Annotated in this window: 24 protein-coding genes and 1 tRNA gene; 17 read left to right on the forward strand and 8 right to left on the reverse strand. The window is 42.1% G+C overall.

What is annotated here, in order from left to right:
• Window positions 1-47: 47 nt before the first annotated feature.
• Window positions 48-422 carry a DoxX family protein gene (locus ACFQZX_RS07075; protein ID WP_377113066.1) on the reverse strand — a complete coding sequence of 125 codons (375 nt, stop codon included), beginning with the start codon at window positions 420-422 and terminating at the stop codon, window positions 48-50.
• Window positions 423-588: 166 nt separating this feature from the next.
• On the opposite strand from ACFQZX_RS07075, the gene hemA reads away from it, so the two are divergent.
• Complete coding sequence (gene hemA, locus ACFQZX_RS07080; protein ID WP_377113068.1) at window positions 589-1815, forward strand: glutamyl-tRNA reductase; 1227 nt, start codon at window positions 589-591, stop codon at window positions 1813-1815.
• A gap of 89 nt (window positions 1816-1904) precedes the next feature.
• Here the strand turns inward: hemA and ACFQZX_RS07085 are convergent, their stop codons facing one another.
• On the reverse strand, window positions 1905-2450 hold the full coding sequence (locus tag ACFQZX_RS07085) for an REP-associated tyrosine transposase (protein ID WP_377113070.1): 546 nt from the start codon (window positions 2448-2450) through the stop codon (window positions 1905-1907).
• Window positions 2451-2809: 359 nt separating this feature from the next.
• Between ACFQZX_RS07085 and hemC the strand changes: the two genes are divergently transcribed.
• The 8 genes from hemC (at window position 2810) to hemJ (ending at window position 10811) form a co-directional block, all read left to right on the forward strand.
• Window positions 2810-4384, forward strand: a complete 1575-nt coding sequence (hemC, locus tag ACFQZX_RS07090) for a hydroxymethylbilane synthase (protein ID WP_377113073.1) — start codon at window positions 2810-2812, stop codon at window positions 4382-4384.
• A 97-nt stretch (window positions 4385-4481) separates the two neighbouring features.
• Entirely contained in the window at window positions 4482-5453 is a 972-nt protein-coding gene (gene hemB, locus ACFQZX_RS07095) for a porphobilinogen synthase (protein ID WP_377113075.1), read from the forward strand.
• Between the two features lie 100 nt (window positions 5454-5553).
• Complete coding sequence (gene hemL, locus ACFQZX_RS07100; RefSeq protein WP_377113078.1) at window positions 5554-6864, forward strand: glutamate-1-semialdehyde 2,1-aminomutase; 1311 nt, start codon at window positions 5554-5556, stop codon at window positions 6862-6864.
• A gap of 77 nt (window positions 6865-6941) precedes the next feature.
• Window positions 6942-7817, forward strand: a complete 876-nt coding sequence (locus ACFQZX_RS07105) for a sensor histidine kinase (RefSeq protein ID WP_377113080.1) — start codon at window positions 6942-6944, stop codon at window positions 7815-7817.
• 14 nt (window positions 7818-7831) lie between these two features.
• Complete coding sequence (locus tag ACFQZX_RS07110) at window positions 7832-8536, forward strand: response regulator transcription factor (protein ID WP_377113474.1); 705 nt, start codon at window positions 7832-7834, stop codon at window positions 8534-8536.
• A 2-nt stretch (window positions 8537-8538) separates the two neighbouring features.
• Window positions 8539-9060, forward strand: coding sequence for a tetratricopeptide repeat protein (locus tag ACFQZX_RS07115; protein WP_377113083.1), 522 nt, complete (start codon window positions 8539-8541; stop codon window positions 9058-9060).
• 78 nt (window positions 9061-9138) lie between these two features.
• Window positions 9139-10164, forward strand: coding sequence for a uroporphyrinogen decarboxylase (gene hemE / locus ACFQZX_RS07120; protein ID WP_377113086.1), 1026 nt, complete (start codon window positions 9139-9141; stop codon window positions 10162-10164).
• A 113-nt stretch (window positions 10165-10277) separates the two neighbouring features.
• Window positions 10278-10811: a protoporphyrinogen oxidase HemJ gene (hemJ, locus tag ACFQZX_RS07125; RefSeq protein WP_377113088.1), complete on the forward strand. Its 534-nt coding sequence runs from the start codon at window positions 10278-10280 to the stop codon at window positions 10809-10811.
• A gap of 44 nt (window positions 10812-10855) precedes the next feature.
• Here hemJ and ACFQZX_RS07130 read toward each other — a convergent pair whose 3' ends face one another.
• On the reverse strand, window positions 10856-12232 hold the full coding sequence (locus ACFQZX_RS07130) for a WG repeat-containing protein (RefSeq protein ID WP_377113091.1): 1377 nt from the start codon (window positions 12230-12232) through the stop codon (window positions 10856-10858).
• 156 nt (window positions 12233-12388) lie between these two features.
• Between ACFQZX_RS07130 and ACFQZX_RS07135 the strand changes: the two genes are divergently transcribed.
• From ACFQZX_RS07135 to ACFQZX_RS07150, 4 genes are all read left to right on the forward strand, one after another.
• Entirely contained in the window at window positions 12389-12961 is a 573-nt protein-coding gene (locus tag ACFQZX_RS07135; RefSeq protein ID WP_377113093.1) for an RNA polymerase sigma factor, read from the forward strand.
• Window positions 12945-13727, forward strand: coding sequence for a hypothetical protein (locus ACFQZX_RS07140; RefSeq protein ID WP_377113096.1), 783 nt, complete (start codon window positions 12945-12947; stop codon window positions 13725-13727). Before ACFQZX_RS07135 ends, ACFQZX_RS07140 begins: the two co-directional genes overlap by 17 nt.
• Before the next feature lie 17 nt (window positions 13728-13744).
• Window positions 13745-14578, forward strand: a complete 834-nt coding sequence (locus ACFQZX_RS07145) for an outer membrane beta-barrel protein (protein ID WP_377113098.1) — start codon at window positions 13745-13747, stop codon at window positions 14576-14578.
• 91 nt (window positions 14579-14669) lie between these two features.
• Window positions 14670-15701, forward strand: coding sequence for an ABC transporter ATP-binding protein (locus ACFQZX_RS07150; RefSeq protein WP_377113101.1), 1032 nt, complete (start codon window positions 14670-14672; stop codon window positions 15699-15701).
• A gap of 42 nt (window positions 15702-15743) precedes the next feature.
• Here the strand turns inward: ACFQZX_RS07150 and ACFQZX_RS07155 are convergent, their stop codons facing one another.
• On the reverse strand, window positions 15744-16661 hold the full coding sequence (locus tag ACFQZX_RS07155) for a PfkB family carbohydrate kinase (protein ID WP_377113104.1): 918 nt from the start codon (window positions 16659-16661) through the stop codon (window positions 15744-15746).
• Window positions 16662-16747: 86 nt separating this feature from the next.
• Here ACFQZX_RS07155 and ACFQZX_RS07160 point away from each other — a divergent pair.
• A tRNA-Asn gene (locus ACFQZX_RS07160) sits at window positions 16748-16821 on the forward strand.
• A 154-nt stretch (window positions 16822-16975) separates the two neighbouring features.
• Window positions 16976-18580: a hypothetical protein gene (locus tag ACFQZX_RS07165; RefSeq protein WP_377113106.1), complete on the forward strand. Its 1605-nt coding sequence runs from the start codon at window positions 16976-16978 to the stop codon at window positions 18578-18580.
• Window positions 18581-18786: 206 nt separating this feature from the next.
• On the opposite strand, the gene ACFQZX_RS07170 is transcribed toward ACFQZX_RS07165, so the two are convergent.
• On the reverse strand, window positions 18787-19023 hold the full coding sequence (locus ACFQZX_RS07170; protein WP_377113108.1) for a hypothetical protein: 237 nt from the start codon (window positions 19021-19023) through the stop codon (window positions 18787-18789).
• A 140-nt stretch (window positions 19024-19163) separates the two neighbouring features.
• Here ACFQZX_RS07170 and ACFQZX_RS07175 point away from each other — a divergent pair, with 140 nt between their 5' ends.
• Window positions 19164-20042: a hypothetical protein gene (locus tag ACFQZX_RS07175; RefSeq protein WP_377113110.1), complete on the forward strand. Its 879-nt coding sequence runs from the start codon at window positions 19164-19166 to the stop codon at window positions 20040-20042.
• A gap of 571 nt (window positions 20043-20613) precedes the next feature.
• Here the strand turns inward: ACFQZX_RS07175 and ACFQZX_RS07180 are convergent.
• The 3 genes from ACFQZX_RS07180 to ACFQZX_RS07190 are packed head-to-tail and all read right to left on the reverse strand — an operon-like array spanning window position 20614 to window position 23530.
• A complete protein-coding gene (locus ACFQZX_RS07180) occupies window positions 20614-21306 on the reverse strand; it encodes a LytR/AlgR family response regulator transcription factor (RefSeq protein WP_377113113.1) in 693 nt (230 codons plus the stop codon).
• A complete protein-coding gene (locus tag ACFQZX_RS07185) occupies window positions 21303-22463 on the reverse strand; it encodes a redoxin domain-containing protein (RefSeq protein ID WP_377113115.1) in 1161 nt (386 codons plus the stop codon). The genes ACFQZX_RS07180 and ACFQZX_RS07185 overlap by 4 nt, the downstream gene beginning before the upstream one ends.
• A 14-nt stretch (window positions 22464-22477) precedes the next feature.
• Window positions 22478-23530, reverse strand: a complete 1053-nt coding sequence (locus ACFQZX_RS07190; protein ID WP_377113118.1) for a sensor histidine kinase — start codon at window positions 23528-23530, stop codon at window positions 22478-22480.
• Window positions 23531-24196: 666 nt separating this feature from the next.
• Here ACFQZX_RS07190 and ACFQZX_RS07195 point away from each other — a divergent pair.
• Window positions 24197-25510, forward strand: coding sequence for a serine hydrolase domain-containing protein (locus ACFQZX_RS07195; RefSeq protein ID WP_377113121.1), 1314 nt, complete (start codon window positions 24197-24199; stop codon window positions 25508-25510).
• The last annotated feature ends 29 nt before the right edge of the window (window positions 25511-25539 follow it).

Consider the following 25539-nt stretch of genomic DNA (forward strand, 5'->3'; position numbering starts at 1 on the left):
GAATGTTTGTTGCAAGCTAAAAGTAATGAGTGGTTAATGTTAAGTGTTTAGCTTTTTGAGTGCCACCATGCCCAAAGTATCAATACAGGCTGCAACATTAACCTCATCCACGCAATTACCGGGGTGACCATAATGCTGCCTATCTTTAGCGGTGCATGTACAAGCATATCTATATGAACAGGTAGAAAAGCTAAAAGCATTAAAATGATTCCCCATGAGGCAACCTTGCGTGTTTTGGGCCGTATCAGTAATATTGAAAACAAAATTTCAAAAGAACCAGCTAAGTAATTAAGTAAATGGGGGGCAGGTAAATAGGCTGGGATGATATTGACATAGCCTTGCGGATGTATAAAATGATTAGCACCGGCAATTAGGTAACCAATGACCAAAATTACCAGACTGATTTTTTTTAATATTTGCATTTATAGTTGTTCAATCGATTGATTAATTAAATTTATTTATAAAAATACGTTGATTTTTTACGTAAAACACATTATTTATAATCATTCTAAATGCACGTGTTTGACAAATTATTGACATTGCATCAAATAGCGTATAGTACTTTTGTTGGGTCAAAATAAAACTGCTTTGAAGTATCTAAAGGTAATTGCTTTTACACATAAACAGATCGAGCTGAAGGAACTGGGAAAGTTGGTTATCTGCCAGGAAAACCTTACTGAAAAACTTCGGGCAGTTAAAGAGCATTTTGCTATCGACGAGATTTTTTATCTCTCAACCTGTAACCGTGTAGAGTTCGTGCTATCTACTTCTCAGAAAGTAGACCGGGAATTTGCCGAAGCTTTTATTGCTTCTATGAATATTGGCCTGTGCCCGCACTCTACAAAAACATTTTTAGATGCTGCATCTATTTACAGCGGACAGGAAGCATTGAACCACTTATTACGTACTTCATGCTCATTAGAGAGCCTTGTGGTTGGCGAAAAAGAAATTTTGGCACAGCTGCGCAAAGCTTATGATGATTGCCGCGAGGCCGGCCTTACAGCTGATAAATTACGCCTGGTAATGGAGTGTGTTGTTAAAACCGCGAAAGAGGTTTATACCAATACCAATATTTCTAAGAACCCGATTTCGGTAGTTTCATTAGCTTACCGTAAGCTAAAAGATCTGAAACTTTGCTCAAACGCCCGGATATTGATTATTGGTGCGGGCGAAACAAACCGCAATATTTCTAAATACCTGCAAAAACATAAGTTTTCTAACTTTGCGGTTTTCAACCGTACTTTAGCTAAAGCAGAACAGTTAGCTGCCGACTTGAACGGCGAAGCTTATGAAATTGCAGATCTGGCTAATTATAAAAAAGGGTTTGATGCCATTATTACCTGTACTTCAGCTGTTGAGCCCATTATTACGCCGGAAGTGTATTTATCATTGCTGAATGGCGAAACAGGCAAAAAAACAATTGTTGACCTTGCTATCCCTAATGATACGGCGCCGGAAGTGCTGGAGCAATTCGAGGTTAATTTCATAGAAGTTCATTCCCTTAACGAGGTAGCCAAAAAGAACCTGCAGGAACGTTACCAGGAGCTGGTACATGCCGAGGCTATCATCGAACAAAATATCACCGAATTTTTTGTGATGCTTAAGCAGCGCAAAGTTGAGCTGGCTATGCGCCAGGTGCCTGAGAAGATCAAGGAGATTCGTAATAACGCCGTAAATACCGTATTTGCCGATGAGGTACAAAGCCTTGATAAAGAATCGCGCGAGATACTGGAAAAGGTGATCAACTACATGGAGAAAAAATATATCAGTGTGCCTATGGTAATGGCCAAGGATATATTGATCAATAATAATTAAGCAGCCACTTAATTTTTTCCAATAAATTTAATAGCTATGGCGAGTTTAGCGCAGCCTAACTCGCGACTTGCACAATTTAAGCTTTTAGCTCAAATTAAAATAACATCGATCAGTCCTTTTTCACCTGCATAGTCTCTTGCACTGCTATACAGGTAATATTCCGCCTTGTCTACCCATCCTGCCTTCACAGGATTATTATGTAAGTAATCAAGCTTCTGATCCATCACTTCATTGGTGAACAGCTCGATAGGGTGATTGCCCTGTCGCCAAAACTGATATTTTTCGTTATTTGGATTACCTTTTCCTTCACGTTCAAAAAACCATAATAGCCATTCTCGCCGGCTTTCCTGTAAATTCTGTTCTATAGCTTTAATTATTGTTTTTGAGGTATGACGTTTAATATCTCTAAGAATGTCTTGTAGAGGTTTATCATCTGATCTGATAATCAAGTGAACATGATTGCTCATTATAACCCATGCATAAAGTTCAAGTCCTTTATTTTTTATGCAATACTTTAAACTATCTACAAGGATATCTTTATATGCTGTTCTTGTAAATACGTCTATCCATCTAACAACTGAAAAGGTAACGAAGTATAAGCCCTCGGGATTGCGAAATTTGTAATTGCTACTCACGCTGTTAAGTTAATAATAAAGCTTCATCTTAAATTGGAATAAAAGCTGAAAGCTTTTTTCATGCTATGTCACGAGTTAGGCTTCGCTAAACTCGCGACGGCTAAAAATTAGGCTATCAGCTACCGCGAGTTTAACGTAGTGTAACTCGCGGTAATGCATAATGGTAAACTTTAAGCTTACAATAAAATAAAGCTGAAGCTTCTTTCATGCTACGTAACGAGTTAGGCCTCGCTAAACTCGCGATAGCAATCCAACAGCTAAGCCTCAATCCCTTCTCCGTCAGCCCACTCTCATATCCTTAATTAATATTAAATTACTGCCCTTAAAAAATTAAATTTGTAACGTAAAAATTTAACCTTTTGGACAGAACAGTAATTATTGGAACTCGCGGAAGCGAACTTGCTTTATGGCAGGCAAATTTTGTTAAAGACCAGCTTGCCGCTATTCATATTCCCGCCGAATTAAAGATCATCAAAACACAGGGCGATCGCATACTTAACCTGAGCTTTGATAAGCTGGAAGGCAAAGGCTTTTTTACAAAAGAATTAGAAGAAGAACTTTTAGCCGGTACAATAGATATAGCAGTGCATTCGCACAAGGACCTGCCTACAGAAAACCCTCCGGGACTCATCATCGCAGCAGTTTCAGAACGGGAGGACCCGGCTGAACTGTTGCTGATATTGAAGGATTGCGTGGATGTACGCCAAAAACTTTCCGTAAAATATGGGGGCATTGTAGGTACCTCATCCAATCGCCGTAAGGCACAATTGCTTGCCCTGCGCCCTGACCTGGAGATACAAGACCTGCGTGGCAATGTGCCTACCCGCATTGGTAAACTACGCGATGAAAAATACGACGCCATCATGCTGGCTAAAGCAGGCGTTAGCCGTTTAGGTATCGATCTGAGCGAATTTCATGTAGAAGAATTAACGCCAACAGAGTTTATACCTGCGCCTGCACAAGGCGTGCTGGCTATACAGATACGTGAGAACGACAGGTTACTACACGAGGCCCTGCAGGAGCTGCATCACCCGGAAGTAGCCGAGCAACTGGCTTTGGAGCGTGGTGTACTTAAACAGTTTGGCGGCGGTTGCCACTTGCCTTTAGGTGTTTACTGCCGCAAGGACGATAATATGTTCCAGGTGTTCACCTCAAAGGCAGATGAAGAAGATGAGTTCCCCGACAGGCTTTTTATCGAAAGCTCAACCCTTGATGGCGTAGCAGATAAGATATTAAGCAAATTTGCTAAAGACAGGAAATTTCCTTCGAAAGTGTTTATCACAAGGGATGTTGCTGCTACCAGCTACTTCCACAGGGCTGTATCAAAACATAAAATTGAGATAGAGGCCCGCTCGTTGATACGTACCGTTCCGGTTATTACGCGTTTCGATTCATATATATTACGCAATATCGACTGGGTGTTTTTTACCAGTAAAAATGCAGTTGAATATTTCTTCAGGTTATCGCCTCAGTTCCCTAAAAAAGTAAAGTTTGGGGTAATGGGTGCAGGTAGCGAAGATATGCTTCGCCGCAATGGCCACTTTGCCAATTTTGTGGGCGAAAGCACTGATACCGCTGATGTAGCCGCTGATTTTGCCGCATTGGCAAACGGTACTTCGGTATTGTTCCCGGGTGCAGACAACCCCATGAGAAGCATACACCAGGGTTTGTCGGCCGATACAAAGATCATCGACCTGCCTGTTTATGAAACTGTTTTGGAAGAGAATGTAGAACCAAGCGGTGCAGATATAATGGTGTTTACCAGCCCAAGTAACGTAGAAGCGTACTTTGCTGATAACCTGTTGGAACCCGGCCAAAAAGTAATTGCCATAGGTAAATCAACCGGTAAAAAGTTTGACGAAATGGGTGTTAAATATGTATTGCCCTTTTCGCCCGACGAAGTAGGCCTCGCAGAGGCTGTGTTTGGAATATAAAACGTTCACTGGTTCATTGGCTCATTAGTTTATTGTTTACATACTAACCGGCTATTCACTAATTAACAAATGAACCATTTTACTAATGAACAAAGAAATGTTACAACGACCAAGAAGAAACCGCAAGAGTGAAGTTATCCGCCAGATGGTACAGGAAACTCATGTAAGTGCGGCCAATTTAATATTCCCGTTATTTATTGTTGAAGGTGATAACCAAAAAACAGAGGTATCATCCATGCCGGGCATCTTCAGGTACTCCATAGATAACCTGCTGCGCGAGGTGGAAAGCTGCCTTAATTTAGGTTTAAAGTCTTTCGATCTCTTCCCGAATATCGACGAGGCGCTTAAAGATAAATATGCAACCGAGAGTCATCGTGATGAAAGCCTTTACCTGCGTGCCATACGTGCCGTTAAAAAGGAGTTTCCGGAAGCTTGCGTTATAACGGACGTAGCGATGGACCCATACAGCAGCGATGGCCATGATGGTATTGTAGAGAACGGCGAGATACTTAACGATGAAACCCTTGAGGTTTTAGGTAAGATGGCCCTGGCACACGCGCGCAGCGGTGCTGATATCATCGCACCTTCGGATATGATGGATGGCCGGGTGGGTTATATACGCAACGTATTGGACGAAAATGGCTTTACAGGTGTATCTATCATGTCGTATTCGGCAAAATATGCCAGCGCCTTTTATGGCCCGTTCAGGGATGCGTTGAATTCGGCCCCTAAATTTGGCGATAAGAAAACATACCAGATGAACCCGGCCAACCAGCGCGAAGCTTTGATAGAAGCCCGTTTGGATGAAGCTGAAGGGGCCGACTTCCTGATGGTAAAACCAGGGCTACCCTATTTGGATGTAATTAAACTTTTAAAAGACAGCACCGAACTGCCTATAGCGGCCTACAATGTAAGTGGCGAATACGCCATGATCAAAGCGGCCATCAGAAACGGTTGGCTAAATGAGCAACGTGCTATAACGGAAGTTTTAACCAGCTTCCGCAGGGCGGGTGCCAGCGCGATACTAACTTATCACGCGAAAGAAGTGTTGGAAAATAAGTGGCTGTAAGTCCCACCCAAACCCTCGCCGAAAGGGAGGGCTTATAACAAATATATTAAACTAATAAGTCTTCCCTATTGGGGGAGATTTAGAGGGGGCTAATGATAAAATGAGCAAACCTGATATCAGCAGAACAAAATCTGCAGAACTGTACGAAAAAGCGAAAACCTATTTCCCGGGGGGTGTAAACTCGCCGGTACGGGCGTTTAAATCTGTTTACGGTACGCCGCTGTTTATAGAAAAAGGCGACGGCAGTCATATATGGGATGCCGACGGTAACGAGTTTATTGATTTTTGCTGCTCATGGGGGCCGCTCATTTTGGGCCACAACCATCCGGCAGTGCGCGAAAAAGTTACTGAAGTAATGCAGAAGGGCATGTCCTTTGGCGCGCCTACCGCTTTAGAGAACGAGCTGGCGGAACTGATACTGAACAATAACAAATACATCGAAAAAATACGTTTTGTAAGCTCGGGTACAGAGGCGGTCATGTCGGCCATCAGGCTGGCAAGGGGCTATACCAAACGCGACAAAATATTAAAGTTTGAAGGCTGTTACCATGGGCATTCAGATAGTTTGCTGGTTAAGGCTGGGTCTGGGTTGGTAACCTTTGGTGAAACATCTTCAGCCGGTGTACCCAAAGCATTTGCCGATGAAACTATTGTAGTGTCTTTAGATGATACCAAAGCCCTGGATGGCGCATTTGCCGAGTTCAAAGGGGAAATAGCCGCTGTTATCATAGAGCCTGTCCCGGCTAATAACGGCTTGTTGTTACAGGATAAAGCGTACTTACAGTACCTGCGTGATATTTGTACGCAAAACGGCACCATGCTGATATTTGACGAAGTGATATCAGGTTTCCGTGTGGGCTTTGAGGGTGCTGCTGCTTACTATGGCATTCAGCCGAATATCATTACCTATGGTAAAATTATTGGCGGCGGTTTGCCGGTTGGCGCTTATGGCGCATCGGCAGAAGTGATGGATCATATATCACCTATAGGTTCTGTTTACCAGGCGGGTACTTTATCAGGAAACCCGGTAGCTATGGCTGCAGGAATTGCGCAGTTGAGCGAATTACTTAAACCGGGTTTTTATGACGATCTTCACTCAAAAACAGCTCGTTTTGTAAACGAGGTTCAGCAGTTTGTAAATGAGCGTGGCTATCCTGTTAAACTATTTACTATCGGCTCTATATTCTGGTTTGCCTTTACCGAGCAGGAAAGGATCAGCACAGCCGAGCAGATAGACCCGGCAAGCATGGTTAAATTCAAGGAAATGCACCGCGAATTGCTTAACAGGGGGATTTACATGGGGCCGTCAGGGTACGAAGTTGGTTTTATATCATCGGCCCATACACAGGAAGACTTGGAAATAACAAAAACAGCTATATTTGATAGTCTGGATATCGTGTTCGGAAAATAGCTGCCGGTTGGCGGTGTGCAGTTATGCTAATCGTCAACTGCCAACTGTAAACTGATGACTGTAAACTTAAGGCTCAAATGAAAAAGACACTTGTAATATTTTACGCTATCATTATCTATGCTGTTGCCGAACTGGTATGGTGGGGGTATATGTTGGTTAACCTCAATCCAAGCCGCCGGGGCATGATTTTTGGTGAGGGAATGATGTTCGTTATGGTGTTTTTAGTAGGCGCCTACTTTTTACATAAATCGCTTAACAAAGAAACACGCCTGCGCGAGCAACAAAAAAACTTTTTGCTATCGGTAACACATGAGCTTAAATCGCCGCTGGCATCTATCAAAGTATTGTTGCAAACTATTCAAAAGCGGGATCTGAACCGCGCGCAGATTTTAAACTTTATAGATAAGTCGTTACTGGATGTGGAACGGCTTGACGATATGGTTGAAAATATGTTGCTGGCATCAAAAATAGATAACCGCTCCTACAGCTTTCCTAAAGCAAAATTTAACTTATCAGTATTGGTAGATAGCGTAGTTAACCGCCTGCAGATAAGCAAATGCGATTGTAACCAGCAGATAATTGCTGCACAGATAGAGCCAAAAATTGAGATAACCGGCGATAAATTTGCACTTACATCAGTAATTACAAACCTGATAGAAAATGCGGTAAAATATTCAAGTCCCTGCGAAACAGTGCATGTTAAGCTGTTTGAAAAAGAGGGAAGGATTATATTTCAGGTGGCTGATCATGGCATTGGTATAGCGGATAACGAGAAAAGTCGCATATTTGATAAATTCTATCGGGTGGGCAGCGAGGATACGCGCAATACAAAAGGTACCGGTTTAGGCTTATATATAGTTAAAGAGGTGTTGGATAAGCACCAGGCCAGTATAAAAGTAAAAGATAACCGCCCTGCCGGTAGTGTTTTTGAAGTTGTTTTTGCATTAACCTAATCTTAAAAAAAATGATGCCCAACAAAAAAAGAATATTGTTGGCCGAAGACGAAGAACATTTGTTGGAAGCCATTAAACTGAACCTTGAGCTGGAAGGTTATAAAGTTTCTACAGCTAACAACGGTAAAAAGGCCCTTCAGATATTTAAAGAAGAGCGTTTTAACCTGGTGATATTAGATGTTATGATGCCCGAGATTGACGGTTTTGTAGTTGCCGAGACCATCAGGCTGGAGAACTCTGAGGTGCCAATTATGTTCCTCACCGCTAAAAATACTAATGAGGATAAAATATCAGGCCTGAAGAAGGGCGCTGATGATTACCTGACCAAGCCATTCAATCTGGAAGAGCTGATATTGCGTGTTAACAACCTGGTTAAACGCAGCCTTAAAGGGGATGATCTGAAAGAATTTAACAGCTATCATATCGGCGATAAAACCATACACTTCAACTCGTTCGAGCTGATCAATGAGGATGGCAGCATCACCGCACTTACCAAAAAAGAAACCATGCTGTTAAAACTGCTGATAGAGCGCCGAAACGAAGCTGTATCGCGCGAGCAGATTCTTGAAACAGTGTGGAACTACGATGTTTATCCATCAACACGTACTATCGATAACTTTATACTTACCTTCCGTAAGTACTTTGAACCAGATCCTAAAAATCCGATTTATTTTCACTCCATTCGTGGTGTAGGTTATAAGTTTACCGATACTCATTAAGCATGTTTACAAACAGGGCGCGAATACTGGTGGCGGGGCTTTTTGTGATACTGATGGCTGTTGCCGCGCACTACAAGGTTTATCAGTTAGCAGCTATAGCCTTGATGTTTATTATATTGCTGATTTACGGATACTTTAAACAAGGCACCATAGTACTAGCGGCAAAGGCTTTCCATCAAAAGGATTATGGCCGTGCCGAACAGTTATTAAGGCAGGTAGCCAAGCCGGATATGCTTGCCAAAAGCCGCAGGGGGTTTTACGAGTTTATTTACGGTGGCGTGTGCCTGCAAAAACAGGCTTATGACGAGGCCGAACAGCATTATGAACTGGCAGCTTTGTATCCCTTGCGTAACGCTAACGACCACGTGGCCGCACTGGTACACGTGGCTAATATTAATGTGCGTAAAGGCAACTACGAAAAAGCCAGGGCTTACCTTCAACTAACCGAAAAGCATAAAGACAATATATCTGCCAAAATGAAAGACGTAATCTGGAAGGTAAGGCAGGAAATACAAAAGCACTAAGAAAGAACAAAGACATTAAGATAAAAGAGTAAGGACAAACTCATTGCTCTTTTATCATGGTGTCTTTTATCCAAACAAATGAAAGATTCTTTATTTATAAAAGCCGCATTTTCAGAGAAAACAGAACGCCCGCCGGTTTGGATGATGCGCCAGGCAGGCAGGTTCATGAAAGAGTATTGGGATATCAAAAACAAATATTCTTTTTTGGAGATGTGCAAAACCCCGGAGATAGCCGCTGATGTTACCATGCTTCCGGTTGATCTGCTGGGTATAGATGCCGCTATTTTGTTCTCTGATATTTTGGTTACCGGCGAGGCTATGGGCGGCGACCTGAGCTTTACTGCAGGCGTAGGCCCTAAATTTGCCAACCCTGTACGCACACAGGCAGATATTGACGCCCTGGAAACCAATGTGGGCGACAGGCTGCAATATGTTGCTGATGCCATAAAAGTTATACAGCAGCGCCTTAATAGCAGCATACCGCTTATAGGTTTTGCCGGTGCGCCGTTTACTGTAATGAGCTACCTGGTTGAAGGCGGTTCATCTAAAGATTTTAAGCTTACCAAGCTGATGCTGCATAACGAGCCGGAAATGGCTCATCAGTTGCTATCAAAAATTGCAACAGTTACTGCTAACTACCTGAACCTGCAGATCGAAGCCGGTGTTAATGCTGTCCAAATATTTGACAGCTGGGCGCAGGCGTTATCATGGGATGATTATACTGAATTTTCTCACCGTTATATTACAGAGATCATCAGTAAGTTAAACCGCAAGGATATACCGGTAATATCTTTTTGCAAAGGCAGTTCTGTTTTTGCGCCGCTGATGGCAGAGGCCAGGCCGGATGTGATATCTATCGACTGGAACGTTGACTTACTGGATATGAAAAAGCGCTTACCGCAGGGCATTGCTGTGCAGGGTAACCTTGATCCGCATATTTTGTATGCTGACAAGAAAGTAATCAAAGAACGCATCCATCGCCTGTTTGAGCGTATGCGCGGCGAAGATGGGTTTATCTTTAACCTTGGCCACGGCATTATGCCTGATATTCCGTTTGATAACGTGAAGTACGCAGTAGAGGTTATAAAAGAGTTTAGATATTAATTGATTGAGCTATGTCAATGCAAGCGATAGCGCGGCAATCTCAGCATATACGCTTGCCCTATCATATTGCTTCTCCGCCATTCGGCGTGTCGCAATGACATTTAAAAAAAGGTATGTACCAATACGTTTTAGCCATACATATTATTTTTGTAGTCTGCTGGATGGCGGGGCTGTTTTACATGGTGCGCCTTTTTATTTATCATACTGAGGCGCAGCAAAAGCCCGAACCAGCGCGCGCTATCCTTGCAGAACAGTTTGAAATAATGGAGCGCAAGCTATGGTGGATCATTACAACGCCCAGCATGTACTTGGTTTTAGCCGCAGGCATTACCATGGTTACCATTAATCCGCCGCTTTTAAAGCAACCATGGCTACATGTAAAATTGCTGTTTGTTATAGGGCTGATTGCTTACCATTTCATCTGTCAGCAAAAAATGAAACAAATGGCAGGGGGCGTTTTCAAATGGACATCTACACAGTTACGGCTTTGGAACGAGCTGGCAACGGTTATCCTGTTTGCTATTGTTTTCCTGGTAGTGTTAAAAAGTGCCATCAACTGGATATTCGGCGTTATCAGTATCATAGCCTTCAGTATGATACTCATGTCGGCGGTCAAGATCTATAAGTATTTCAGATTGAAAAAGTAACGGCTGTAATACTTTATATACTACAGCCGCTCCCGTGGTAATATTTACCATTGCGATTTGGTAACCTGCCGCACCATAATAAAGGTGCCGCTTGCGTTTACATATCCTTCAATAATCTCCGTGCCTTTTTTAGCCTTTACCTTATAAGTTGCTTTTGCCAGTTTGGCAACCGGATCATAGTATGACAGGCTTTCGAACTCGATGGGTATAACGATATTGCCTTTTGTATTGATGATGCCATGTTTGCCGCTTTTGCTGACCATAATATTCCCATTATCGATGATGTTGGCATAATCAAAAGATTTGATCAATACTGGGTTCCCTTTCTTATCGGTAGTATTGGTATTAATCGTAAGCTCATTCAACATTCCGGACGCATCCAGCAAGTCCAGGTTGCCTTTATTGGCCACAAAAGCAAACCCTTCCTGAAAATCCTTATGATCATTTTTGCCTTTATCTTTCACCTGGTAAAATACATCGCCCTTTTTGTTGATGAACGCATACTGGAACTGTGTTTTATCGGCCGGATAAACCACAGCAAAGCCGTTATGGAAATCGCCGGGCTGCAGGCTGTATTTGTAATCTACAACCGGGTTCCCGGCTTTATCAATAAATCCCCATTTAACTTCGCCATACTGGTTTTTGTAAGCCACGGCTGCAAGCCCGTCAGAAAATGGCTGTGCGTTTTCATATTTATTGGCAATTATTTTTTTACCAAGCCGGTTGTAATATCCGAACTGATCATCCTCTTTACCGGCAGCCATGCCCTCGCTAAAATCCGGCAGAATAGATGGCATACCATCCCGCGGGTCCTTTGCTTTAAAAAGGCTTTTGGTTACACCATTGGCCTCGGTTAAAGCTACAGTTGGTGCAATTGCCTTTTTGGTATAAAAGAATACTTTAGGGAATGGGGTTGTTTTACCATCGCGACTAATGAAGAATAAATTAGCATTGTTTTTATCGCTTACTACAGCATAACCTTCTTTATCAAATGGCGTTGCCGAACCATACAGGCAGTTAACTACCAGTTTACCTGTGTTGTTTACATACCCGGCCAAACCTGTTTTAGCATCCCTCACAATGCAATATCCATTCAGGAAGCCTTCTGTCAGATCTGTGCTTTCTAACTGGTACTTTCCAAACGGTATGATGGTATTTCCTTTGGCATCGATAAGTGAAGACGCCGTACCGCGTTTAATAATGGCGTAGCCCTCATGAAAATCGTTGAGCTGATCTACCTGAAAACTCACAACGTCAGGAGCAAGGGTAACTTCAGGCTCTTTTTGGGCTAAACTTAAACCCGGGGCGCTCAGTAAGGCGCAGAGTAAAATGGCGGTACCGGCTTTTTTGATGTGGGCTGATAAATTGGTTCCCGGAAAATAAGGAAACGGAGATTGGATAAATAGCTTGCTATTTTTCATTTGCTGTTGTAATAAGGTTAGGTTTTACTGCTTTAAAAGTATTAAAAATCTGCATAAGAGAACAGGGTGATTTGCACGCATACGGAACGTTTAATAACCTTAAAAAAAATTATAAGCCATGCAACCAATTGATGCGGCAATACATCTTACCTTTAAATGATGTTTCTGGAACCCAAACCTACTATTGATGAACTGGTGAAACGCTGCAAGGCCGGGCAGCGTAAGGCGCAGGAATTGCTGTATAAGCAGCTCGCCTCAAAAATGCTCGGTGTATGTATGCGGTACGCTACGCACCGTATGGAGGCAGAGGATATGTTGCAGAATGGTTTTATGAGGGTTTTTCAGAAAATAGAAGATTACCGTGGGGATGGCTCTTTTGAAGGTTGGGTGAGGCGCATAATGGTGCATAGCTCGATAGAGTATTACCGGCGTAATCATAAAATGATGCAGGTGGTTGACATTGATGAGGCAGGGCATGAACCGGTGGTAGATGCATCAGCAGCCAGCAGCCTGCAAGCCAAAGATCTGCTGAACCTTATCAAGGAACTTGCGCCAGGTTACCGTATGGTATTTAACCTTTATGCTATTGATGGTTACTCGCATAAAGAAATAGCGGGAATAATGGGTATCACAGAAGGGGCCTCTAAATCGCAGTTGTCAAGGGCAAGGGCCATTTTGAAAGAACAGATACAGAAAATGGACAATAAAAGATATGAATATGCAGGATAAAGAAATTGACCGGTTATTCAGGTCGGAGCTTGAACATTTTGAAGCCGCGCCATCGCCGGAGGTATGGAAGAACATCTCGGCAGAACTGGGCTCGCAAACAACCAAACGCCCTTTTTTAAGGTATATGGGCATTGCTGCAAGTTTGCTAATCATACTCTCTGCAGGCTGGTATTTTATTACAGATACCAAACCACCGGTTAAAAACAGGACAAACATTGCCCGGGTAAACGTAAAGAAGAATGAGGCAAAGCCTGAAGCAGAACCGGCAAAGCAACAATTAGCCGTAAAGTTGCCTGCGCAGCCTGAAAATGAGATACATCAGGATGTGCAGGTGGCATCTGTAAAAGCTTTCAGGAAAGTAAAAGTTAAGAAACCAGTACCGGCACAAAACACAGCTAACATTGAGCCCGTATTGCCTGCATCGCAAATTGCGCAAAACACACCTAAGCCTGATACAGGAAGCATAAAATATGTAGTGCCTGATAAGGAAACGCCATTAATTGCAAGGATGGAAGCGCCCGAAGATATAAAATTCAGTACGTCATTAATGCCTGTGGCAGCGCAAGAGCAACCTGTGGCAAAGACAATAGCGGCTGCCCCGGTTAAGAAGCACCGCATACGTGGCATTGGCGATCTGCTGAATGCAGTAGTACGTAAAATTGATAAACGAAAAGATAAACTGATCGAATTTTCTGATAAAGATGAAGACGAGCCGAATATCACCGGTATCAACCTCGGCTTTCTTAAAATAAAAAAACAAGATTGATATATTTACACCTTGATATGAAACGACTTTTATTTACAACACTTATATCTTTTGCTTCGGTGGCATTATTTGCACAAACTACTACAACCGATTCTGCAAAAACTTATCCGGATAGCACCAAAACTACCGGCGATTCAACCAAAACCCGCCGTACACGTATCAAGCTCGGCTTTGGCGGCGATGCTACCCAGGTAGGTATCAATGATACGATTACAGAAGTTTCTAAAGCGCCCGGCTTTTCTTTCGGGCTTACTTTTACCCGTTTTGATATCGGGCTGACAACACTTAATGATAACGGCAGCTTTAAGCTTTCGCCACAAAACCAGTTTCTGAACTACCGCTCATGGCGCAGCAGTAATATTGGCTTTGATATATTGCAGTTAGGTTACCGTTTCAGCAGCTCATTCAGGATATATGCGGCAGGCGGTTTCGACTGGACAAACCTGCGCCTTCGCAGAAACATCACTATTCAGCGTAATCAACCTACGTTAACCTATACGGAGGATGATATATCGTACACTAAAAACAGGCTATCGGCCACTTATATACGGGTACCTATCTCTTTTGATTACAGGACACACGATGATGCCGATGGCCGCAGGTTTCATTTTGTTGCCGGCCCTGATTTGGGCATACGCATCAGCAGCAGCCTTAAACAGGAAAGCAAGCAGGGCGATACTAAATTATCCGGTAATTACCACTTCGCTAAATTCAGGTACGGCGCATCCTTACGTGTTGGTTACGGTGCGATTGGGGTGTTTGCCAAATATTACCTGAACGATATGTTTGAGGATAGCCCGGCCCAGGATGGCTTAAGGCAGTTCAACTTTGGTATGAGCGTGGGTTGGTAAAAACACTGACAGGATTTAAAGATTGCGGGATGATAATCTTATAATCCTGTCATTCGCTAAATCCTGTAATCCTGTCCTATATTTGGCCCTGATGAATGATCAATCTTTGTTACGGGCTAAAGCAGTTACTAAATCTTATGGCGGCGCGGTTGCATCGGGCGTGAAAAATATAACGCTTGATATTACGCCCGGTAAAATTACAGCTATAATAGGGCAAAGCGGCAGCGGAAAAAGTACGCTGCTGCGGTTGTTATATGGATTGCTAACACCCGACGAAGGTTTGATAAGTTTTAAAGGCGAGCGTATCTGGGGCCCTGAAGAAAAGCTTATACCCGGCCACGATGCCATGAAGATGGTTACCCAGCACACCGACGACCTGAACCTGTTTGCCCGCGTGTGGGATAACGTGGCTGCAATGCTGCCCAGTACCAATGTGAAACTTAAGGAAGAAAAAACAGAGCAGGTACTTCGCCAGCTTAATATGATGCACCTGGCCCTTAAACGCGTAGCCGATTTGAGTGGAGGCGAAAAACAACGTGTTGCCATTGCCCGCGCAATTATTACCCGGCCGGGTGTTTTGCTGCTTGATGAACCCTTTAACCAGGTTGACACATCTTTCAGGGAAGGGTTGCAGCATGATATCAGGCAGATAGTAAGAGAAACCGGCCTTACGGTTGTAATGGTATCGCACGACCCGGCAGAGGTGCTTTCTATGGCCGATGAGCTGGTGGTGTTAAAAGACGGTGAAATTGTTGAAACGGGGCACCCCAAAACTTTGTACCATACACCGGGCAATTTATATACTGCCGAGCTGCTTACTAATTGCAATATACTTAATGCAAATGATGCAAAAGTATGCGGTATACAAACAGATAAAGCAATAGTAGTGATCTATCCGGAGTGGATACGTATAGCTAATGTTTTAAAAACCAGCCAATGGACAGTAATAGAGGTACTGTTTAAAGGGCAGTATGAAGATTTGATCCTGGAAAATTCTGGTGTTATACTCAGGACTGTGAACAATGAGCCGGATAAATATACGGTTGGCGATATAATCGGCCTTAAAATAAAGAGATGGCTTGAATATAGCCCACTTCAATCTTCCTTAAAAGGCGAAGCTTGAAGTGAACTATAGTTAGCATTACCGTTTAGAAAGGGCTGGGCGTTATTTTATTTCGAAAGAAGACAATTTTACAAACTGCTGCACGCGTGCATTCACTTCTTCAGCCGAAAGATTCTTTATTTTTTCGGTGCCGAATTCCTCTACGCAGAAAGATGCCAGCGCCGAGCCGAAGATGATAGCATTTTTCATGTTATTGAAATTGATGGTGCCTACTTTAGCCATGTAACCAATAAAGCCACCTGCAAACGTATCGCCGGCGCCGGTTGGGTCAAAAACCTCAGCCAATGGTAATGCCGGTGCCGAAAATACATGATCTTCGTGGAAAAGCAAGGCTCCATGCTCCCCCTTTTTTATGATGAGGTATTTTGGACCCATGGTTAATATTTTTTTAGCGGCTTTTACTAAAGAGTATTCGCCGGATAACTGGCGGGCTTCAGCATCGTTTATGGTGAGTACATCAACCATTTTAATGGTATCCAGCAGGTCGTCCATAGCAATGTCCATCCAAAAATTCATGGTGTCCATTACAATTAGCTTAGGCCGGTTTTTAAGGCGTTTAATAACCGTTTGCTGTACCTGTGGGGTAAGGTTGCCCAGCATCAGGTATTCGCAGTCCTGGTAGCTTTCAGGGATGATAGGATCAAAGTCGGCCAGTACATTCAGCTCGGTAGCCAGAGTATCGCGGCTGTTCATGTCATTATGGTATCGGCCGCTCCAGAAGAACGATTTTTCTCCGGCTTTGATCTGCAGGCCTTCAGTGTCGATATGATGGTCGTTAAAGTCTTTTATATCCTCCTGGGGGAAGTCGTCGCCCACTACGGCAACAATTTTTATTTTATCATAAAAGTACGAAGCGGCCAAACTTGCGTAGGTAGCAGCGCCTCCAACAATTTTATCGGTTTTACCAAAAGGGGTTTCAATTGCATCAAACGCCACAGTACCAATGACTAACAAACTCATGTAAAATATTTTTAAAATTTTTTTGTGCAAATATTGTGAAATTACATCAGAAAACATACTTTTGCACTCTCCAAACCGGAAAACACTCCTGAGTAGCTCAGCCGGTTAGAGCATCTGACTGTTAATCAGAGGGTCGCTGGTTCGAGCCCAGCCTCAGGAGCGAAATAACACTGTGTTATAGTAGTGTTAAAATTATTCAAAAATTATTTTATAGAAGCCGCGTCAATTTGATGCGGCTTTTTTTATTACTTTATATTCTATCTGTTTACTAAATGTTTATAGTTTAGTAGTGATGAACATCAACACCTAACAAAATGAAAAGTTGCCTTATCATCGTTATTCTATCCTGTTTTTTTAATTGGTCTTATGGACAGCTACCGTCCGAAGCTATTGACAGTCTTATTAAATTTCGGGTTATAAATGCCAAAGAGCGCCCGGCGTTGGAGAAAGAAGTCAAATATATCAGAGGTACAAGTCGGGCTAATTATCGTATTGCGATTCTTGGTGGGTTGGAAAATATCATTCTTCAAAAAAGATTTCACGTAAATCCTCGCACAACTGGATGGTCTTTTTCTTATCGTAATGAGCACCTTGATAAGGCGAGTCAGGATAGTACTAATATCTCGCTCCAGCAACTGTTGGAGAAAATAAAAAAATCGGGCTTGTTGTCTCAAAGGGTTTATTCTTACGCGCAAAAAGGCATCGAAAGCGGTGATTACGTTCTTAATTTTCAATTAATAGGCAGTTTAACCGAAATGAGTTCGCGTCTGGAGTGGCTGGCTCCAAGCAGGTTGCTGCCGGTTGCAGCACAGTTGCACAAGTACGGTATTGTAAGCGATTCATCTTTTTTGCGATTGAAGAATGACATTAACAATGGCAAACTTGAGTCTGCGTTCGAACTTAATAACTATTGCAAATACGACCGGGTTTTTGATATGGCGAAGTATCCCGATGACCCGAATGTTTGGCTGGAGCAAATGCACCGGGATATAGCTTCAATACTACCAGGCCTTGATTTTACTGACTTTAGCTATACTGAGATACCGGACACTTCATTTTCCATACCCGGGGTACGGTTTAAGGTTAGTTTAAAATGCAATGGACGAATCTACAAACATATCAGCCTTCCAATTAGTAATTATAAAAACCCAAAAGGTAAAATTTCTCCTGAAGATATTTTTACTGAGGATTTTTATCGCATCTTCAACAAGATTTTGACAGATCAGCAGTCGCCATACCGCTTACACGGTATTATGTTTAGCTATACCATGAACAGCGAAGATATAAGGCGCTGTGCCCTTATCGCGCTAAAAAACGAGCAAGGTGATGTGTTTATGAAAGATCCGGTGATGTCTTATATGATGGTAAGTATGGATGATTATGATAGCAATTTAACTTCGACAAAGATAGACAGTACCATGTCCGGTTGGAAAAGGATGGGGCTTTTTGCACACCTTTCAGAAACGGATTTTAGTAAAGCGCTTGGCGATGCCCAGGCTGCTGATCCATTTTCGACCAGTATCTTATTATCAAATTTTCCAGACGTAATTTATAATCTACATGACGCGCTAAACGGCGGCCCCCAGCTAGCTTATATCAACCTATTAAATCATCTCGCTAAAATCACGCATGGCGAATTTACTCCTACCAAAGCGATCCAAATTAAAAAAGCTCACGGTATAAAACTACAATATGTGTCAAAAGGTAAAATTCATTCTTATACCTTCCCTACAACATATGGATGGATGGACGTCAAATTTCCGGCGTTTATGAACAATTTAAGCCTTGAAAATAACCTGGCCGGTAATTTTTACCAGTTAAAATATGACGATGCGATAATTTATTTGACAAAAAAGCAACACGAGTATGCGCTAAAAAATAAGTTAATGGAGTTTGCTTCGACAACAAAAAAGAGGTAGCTATATAAATATTTAAAAATTCGCGGGAGTATGTTTCGAGCTATCACAGTTCTTTTTGCCATTTAAGCATTGTGTTCTCCCCAAGATTTGCGATTGTCTTCAAATCTTGATACAATTGTTTTAGTGAAAGTTCAGCCTCAGGAGCAAAATAACACTATACTATTATAGTGTTAAAAGAATTGAACATTGTTTTTTTAGAAGCCGAGTCACCTTGATTCGGCTTTTGTATTTTTAAGACTTGTGTAACCCAGTTTGCTTGCACTCTTTTGCTCACGTTTTGGGAATAGAAAATTTTGTTTTACTACTAGTTTAGCCAGGAAATACAACAAGTCCAGATATTCTTCAGCCTCTAAGTCTGAAATTTCAATTCCTATTTTTCTAAAATTCTTGATAACCTGGTTTGATTTAATTGATCGTTTAGGGATATTTAATTTCGGTTTCATATGCTGCATTTATATATTGATATACCATGTCAAGTCGTTAATTACATTTGCTATGGGATTTGGCAAAACAATTTATAGACTCGCCCTTTGCCGAACGATTATTAGTACATTTATTCAATAGTCATTATAATAAAATTTAAATGAAGCATCACTTTGGCGATTTTTTAGATAGGACAGAGGGTTATTGGACGATAGTCCCAAACAGAGAACGGTATGCCTATGCGGCTGACAATGAAATTGTCGATAAAGCAGCAATAAAAATTCTAACAATTAGTAAAAATCATTCAAATTGGAAACAAATTTTTGACTGCCCAAATATTGAAGAACTAACATTACACAACCCGAGTAAAGAACAAGTTGAAGAGATTCAACAATTGCAATCACTAAAAAGATTAAGAGTGACTTTTTTTCGGGCGAACAATATTGAATGTATTGGAAGTTTATACAATTTGGAAGAAGTCATCCTTGAATATGTATCGGGGTTTTCAGATTTGTCGCCGTTACAAAAACTAACAAAATTGCGGTCCTTGCATCTTGAAAACTTGCGTAGGGTTTCAAATTTTGATAGTCTTAAAGGTATCAATAGTTTAAGGTATTTACATATTGATGGAACGTTGGATTGGAATCAACCCATTGAGAGTTTTGCTTTTCTAACGGGGTTGCCAAATCTCGAGGTATTCTCATTGGGTTTTGTAACCAGTAAAATGGAGTTCCCTGCTTTTTTACCAATATTAAACTTAAAAAAATTGAGAAAAATAAAAATTGGGCGAGCTACATTTAAAACACAAGAATATGCTTTTCTACAAGTTGCGTTGCCACAAGTTGAAGGTTGTTCCTGGGACTTATGTTGGGACTATAATGACAAGTATGAGTTTTTAGGTAAACAAGCTGGCTTTGTAAAAAAAAGCAACCCACTTGCAAAAGAGCGATGTGACGCGTTTGCTGGACTTTATAATAAAATGAAAAGCGAATCGGAAGAACTTATAAAAAGTTATCGCGGCATCCCCCAATCCATATAACATTCAGAAATAGTCTGATAGTTTTTACTTTTCAAGTATTACGAATTTTGACAGTTATATGTTTCGAGCTATTTCCTTTTCAAGCCCATTTGAGCGGTATGTCCTCTCCAAGATTTGCGATTGTCTTCAAATCTTGATACAATTGTTTTAGAGAAAGTTCATCCTCTGGAGCAAATGCCATCAATTTAAAAATTGATGGCATTTTTATTTAAAGTGGTAATTGAAGCAATCAATTAAAGCTTACATTTTTATTATTTGAAAAGTATGGAGTTTTTTGGTTCGAGCCCATCTTAGTTATGTCTTTAGTGTAGCCGGCGCGTAAGAGGGAATTATTACTGTAACGCCATAGTAAACAAACTCGTTTTTGCTCTACCAACTTACTATGATTTTCTAACGTGACTCGTAACTTTAACTTACAGTAACAAATCAATCTTAGATCAGTTGGTACAGTAAATGAAATCCAACGTTTTCATTGCTGCTATAAGGAATTAATGGAGCCTAAAGTTCATTGTTGTGACGATGCTGTAATGTAATTAAATAGTCGTTTGCTTAACTAATAATATTTAATTTACTAAGTGACTTTTAAGCGCCTGAACAATTCGTCCCGATATGAGCGAGAGAGCGGAATCCTCATTGAACTGATTGTAACCTGATGGCGTTCTATTTTTTCGATTTTAGATAACGGGACTATAAACGATTTATGAATGCGCAGAAAACCACCCTGCGGAAGTTTCTGTTGCAGCTCGTTGAGGGTTATGCGGGTTAAGGTGCGCTTATTGTTTTCTACAATGCTTACGTAATTATCTTCGGCCTCTATGTACAAAATGCCGCTTAAGGGAATCTGTACCCAAATACTGCCGTCTTTAATCAATAACGTCTCTACATAGGCTGCAGGCTTACTATCCGGCTGTCTCAAACGCAATTCAGATTGCTTATAAGCCTGTAAGAAACGCGTAAAGTTGATGGGTTTTAGCAAATAGTCAGTTGCTGCCAGATCGAACCCTTTAAGGGCGTGATCGGCATAGGCTGTGGTAAAAATGATCTGCGCCCGATCACGCACTATTTCTGCAAATTCCAATCCTGTTAGGCCAGGTATGTTTATGTCTAAAAAGATGAGATCGACGGTGTTGGTATCAAAATATGTCAAAGCCTCGGTTGCGCTCGAAAAAGCAGCTTGTAAGTTAAGGCCAGGGATTTTTTGCGCATGGGCAGCTATTATATCCAGCGCAACCGGTTCATCATCTATGGCAATTGCATTTATCATTTAGCAGGCAGCACTTCAGTTAATTTGCTTCTTAATTGCTCGGGGCTTAAGTTCTTGGCTATAATCAAACCATCAGGACCGATCAGGTAGTTCTCGGGTATAGACGATACACTGTATAGTTTGGAAACCTCGTTATCCCAATGCTTCAGGTCTGATAGTTGCGTCCAGGGCAGGTTGTCGTCTTTTATTGCTTTTAACCAAGCCTGTCTGCCATCAGCACCATCGAGCGATATGCCCAAGATAGTAAAATTCCGATTCTTAAAATCGCTATAAATAGCACTAATCTTAGGGTTTTGCTGCCTGCACGGGCCACACCATGATGCCCAAAAATCAAGTAAAACATATTTGCCTTTAAAGGATGATAAGCTAACTGGTTTGCCTGCGGTATCTTTCTGTACAAAGTCGGGGGCTGGTACGCCGGGTTTGAGCGTGATGAGGTCGGTCATGTGTTTAATAAACTCGCGTCCCAGTGGGGTATTGCGCACTTTGGCATCGAGCTTATTAAACATTGGCTCAAAAACAGCTAATTTAGGATGCGAACCGGCATATTCCAGCAGGGCTACCAATCCAATGTAGCTTTGAAGGTTTTCTTCATAAAACTTTTTTAAATACGGCTTACGTGCAGCAGAAAGGCTATCTAATTTGATGCCAAGCGATCTTTGTACTTTGGGATCTTTAGCAGCGCGAAACTGCATACTTACGGCAAGACTTTCATCGTCTATCCGCTTGGTCGTTTTCTGAAGTTTTTGCTCATCTGTATTGATAGGCGAACCTGAAAAGGTGCCCCGGGCCACACTATCGGTAGTGTTAAAGCCTATGGTACCCGGATGTAGATAGAGTTTGATCAGATCGACATGGGTACTTATGGTAGATTGACGCATTAATCCAAGCAGACCGACATTGTCCTGATCGGCGACCAGTGTAGCATGGATTGGTCGTTTGGTAAATCCTTTAAACGTATAGCCCCCCTTAGAGGGTGCGTATGCAGCCGAATCAATGATTTTTTTGCCATCTATTTGGTAGGCCAAAAAGAGCTTAGGCTGCTTTATGGTGCTCTTAAACTCTACAAGGAGAGTGAACGTACTATCGGTCACTTTTTGGGCAATTGCCAGGCCAGGCAGCAGTGTAAATAGCAGCCAACACAAGTGTTTTTTCATAATGAGTCTTAGTTTTATATGTTTAATTTGATCTTAAGAGAAGCTGAATAGCTGGTGTGGTTATCATCCAGTTTGAGGCTGTAATTGTCGGGATAAAGCAACTCGAGCCTTTTTTGAGTGGTGGCCAAGCCTGTATTACTGTGTTTCAGCTGGCTGCTAGTCTTTACAATGCTGTTGACAATTTGTAAATTAAGCCAACCATTTTTCACATGAATACACAAATCAACAAAGCATTCTTCATCCATGCTAATTCCGTGCTTAAAGGCGTTTTCTATGAAAGTAAGTAATAACAGGGGAGCAATCTTAAAACCCTCCTCAGCTACGTTAATTTCTACACTAACTTTAATACTTTTCTTTTGTGGGATCCGGGCTTTTTGCAGCGAGAGATAGTTCTTAATAAAATGTATTTCATCAGTTAACGCTACCTCGTTATGCTGCATCCCGTTAACGGTGTAGCGTAAAAGATCAGAGAGTTTATCGACACCGTCGGCTGTTTGCATGGCATTTTCCTTAAGGGCGGTGCCATATAGGTAATTTAGGCTGTTGAATAAAAAATGGGGGTTTAATTGTGCTTTTAGTGCGTCGAGTTCATTTTGCGAGTGTTGGAGATCAAGGTCTTTTTTGCGGTTGTATTGGTAGAAGTAATCGCGTACCAGCGCATAGACCAAGGCATATAAAGCCATAAAAAGTATAGGTCCTGCACCTGACAGTAACCCAAAAACTTCTATAGTGCGCGGATGCCCTAATGCGAGGATTACAAATGCCACAAAAGCAAATATTAAACAGCTTAAAATAAATAATGCCCATTTTAACATCTTAAACAAAATTTGGTAGTTGATTTCGGCTAGCAGGAGGGCGAAGGCCAAAACCAACATGTCGTACCGAAATGTGTGGTTCAAAAAGTACTGCCATGCACTTACCGGCGATCCATCTTGATTAAAGTGATAATTACCATGGAGGCTCACTTCATAAACGTAGCTTATAACAACATAACTTACAGTAACAAACCATACTATCAATAAATGAATGAACCAACAGGTTGTGATTTTCTTGATCAGCATTTTCATAGCATCAAAGAAAGGCAACTATATAATTAATTAATATTTAATGTGGCAAAATGCTTTAAATATGTGGTGAAATGCTTCAGAAGGATTAAGCAGTTAAAAAGCCTTTAACGTTGTCCCCATATCGAGGATACATGTTGTATATGGTATAATAGGCGGTAAAGAAAGGCAAAAGCTAAAGTATTAGCCAGCTTAGAGGTTGTAAAGAAGAGTTAAAGGAAACGAATGTTTGCTTTAACTCTATGATTCTAAAATTGTTATTTGTTGTTCATAAAGGTGAATCCAAGCCTGTGGATATACAGAACAGAATGATTTAGATTTACATTATACTTTCAAATTTTCAAGTAGTTGGTTCAAATTCTGTCCAGTGTGGGGAGTATAAATAAAAGCCCTTCAGCATAGCTTGAAAGGCTTTTTTGTTTTTACATTCATTACCTCCAGCTTGATGGCAGATGCGGATATCGACTCCTGCCTTTTGATCCAGCGAAAGCACCGTGAGAAATGTATGGGCCAGGAAGTTAAGAGAAAAAAAAGCTACAAGCTTGGTAACTTTTAGCCGTACCAAGCGTCTACCTTTAAGCCGGAACCGGACAATTGCCCTTAAAAAAACGCCGCTATGGCCTTAGAAACCGCGATCTACTTAGGCGCGAAAACTGTAAACCATAACCAATGAAAAACATTTTCTTTTTATGCTTACTGACCTGCGTCAGCCTCGTTACTGAAGGGCAAGATCGTTCGCAGCAACTTGACCATTTAATAGGCACTTATTTCAAACTGCAAAAATTTAATGGCACGGTACTGGTCACCCAGAAAGGCAGGATATTGCTTAAGAAGGGCTATGGTTACCAAGATGTAAAGACCAGAGAGCCGAACAGCGCCCATACGGTTTACCAGATCGCATCCGTGACTAAGTGCTTCACTTCAACGCTGGCCCTGAAAATGATCGAATTGAAAAAACTGAAGCTCACAGATCCTCTCAGTAAGTTCTTCACCGGTTTTCCAAAAGGTGACAGTATAACTATCAGGCACCTGTTAAGCCACACCTCCGGTATATCTGATCATGAAGCCGACAGCACCGCTAAAGATAAAACGGATATTGAACGGCTTAAAGCCCGACCACTGGATTTCGCTCCGGGCACCGACTGGCGCTACAGCAATTCCGGCTATATTGTTTTGGGTCATATTCTGGAAAAGGTGAGCGGGATGAGCTACTATGACGCCATCCGGAAATATATATTCGAACCAGCGGGTATGCGGGAAAGCGCGTTTGACTTTGCGGCGCTAAAGAGCCCGCATAAGGCGACGGGTTACTGGGTGTTTCCGGAAGATGCGTCTGCAGAACCGGCCAAGCTCATCAATTACGACCAGCCCAAGGCTGCAGGGGCGATTTATTCAACAGTCGACGATCTGTATAGATTTCACCGGGCGCTGCAAACCGGACAACTGGTGTCTACAGCCTTACTAAAGCAGGCCTATACACCGGTGGCGTTAAATTACGGCTATGGGTGGATCATCGATTCGGCAGATCATAAAAAGGTGGTTTCGCACAGCGGCGACATCTGGGGTTTCAAAGCGGAATTCGCACGGGTACCGGAAGACGATATCTGCGTGGTCATGCTGAGTAATGCTGAAGACCTGGAGCTGCATGCGATAACGTTCAAGATTCTGGCGATCGTGAACGGCCGGCCATACCAGTTCCCGGCGCAAAACAAAGCCACGCTGGATGAGGCAACCTTGAACGGTTACACGGGAAAATATGAGCTGCGTCCCGGTGAGTTCATCGAAATAAAAACGCACAAGGGCCGCCTGCTGGCCACAACCGGCACTACGCAGGAAATGTATTGTCAGCAAAAGGACCATTTCCTGCTGGATAACGGAAGGGACCAGCTGCCAGTTGCCTTTCAGCGGGACAGTGCCGGGGCGGTGATATCCTTGTCATTTCGCAAGGGTGACCAACAAATCATCTGTAAAAAGGTGAAGTGACTAACGCTTTCGGTGAGTTGTGGCATTGT

It is taken from the genome of Mucilaginibacter litoreus, from assembly GCF_042676805.1.
Lineage (GTDB): Bacteria > Bacteroidota > Bacteroidia > Sphingobacteriales > Sphingobacteriaceae > Mucilaginibacter > Mucilaginibacter litoreus.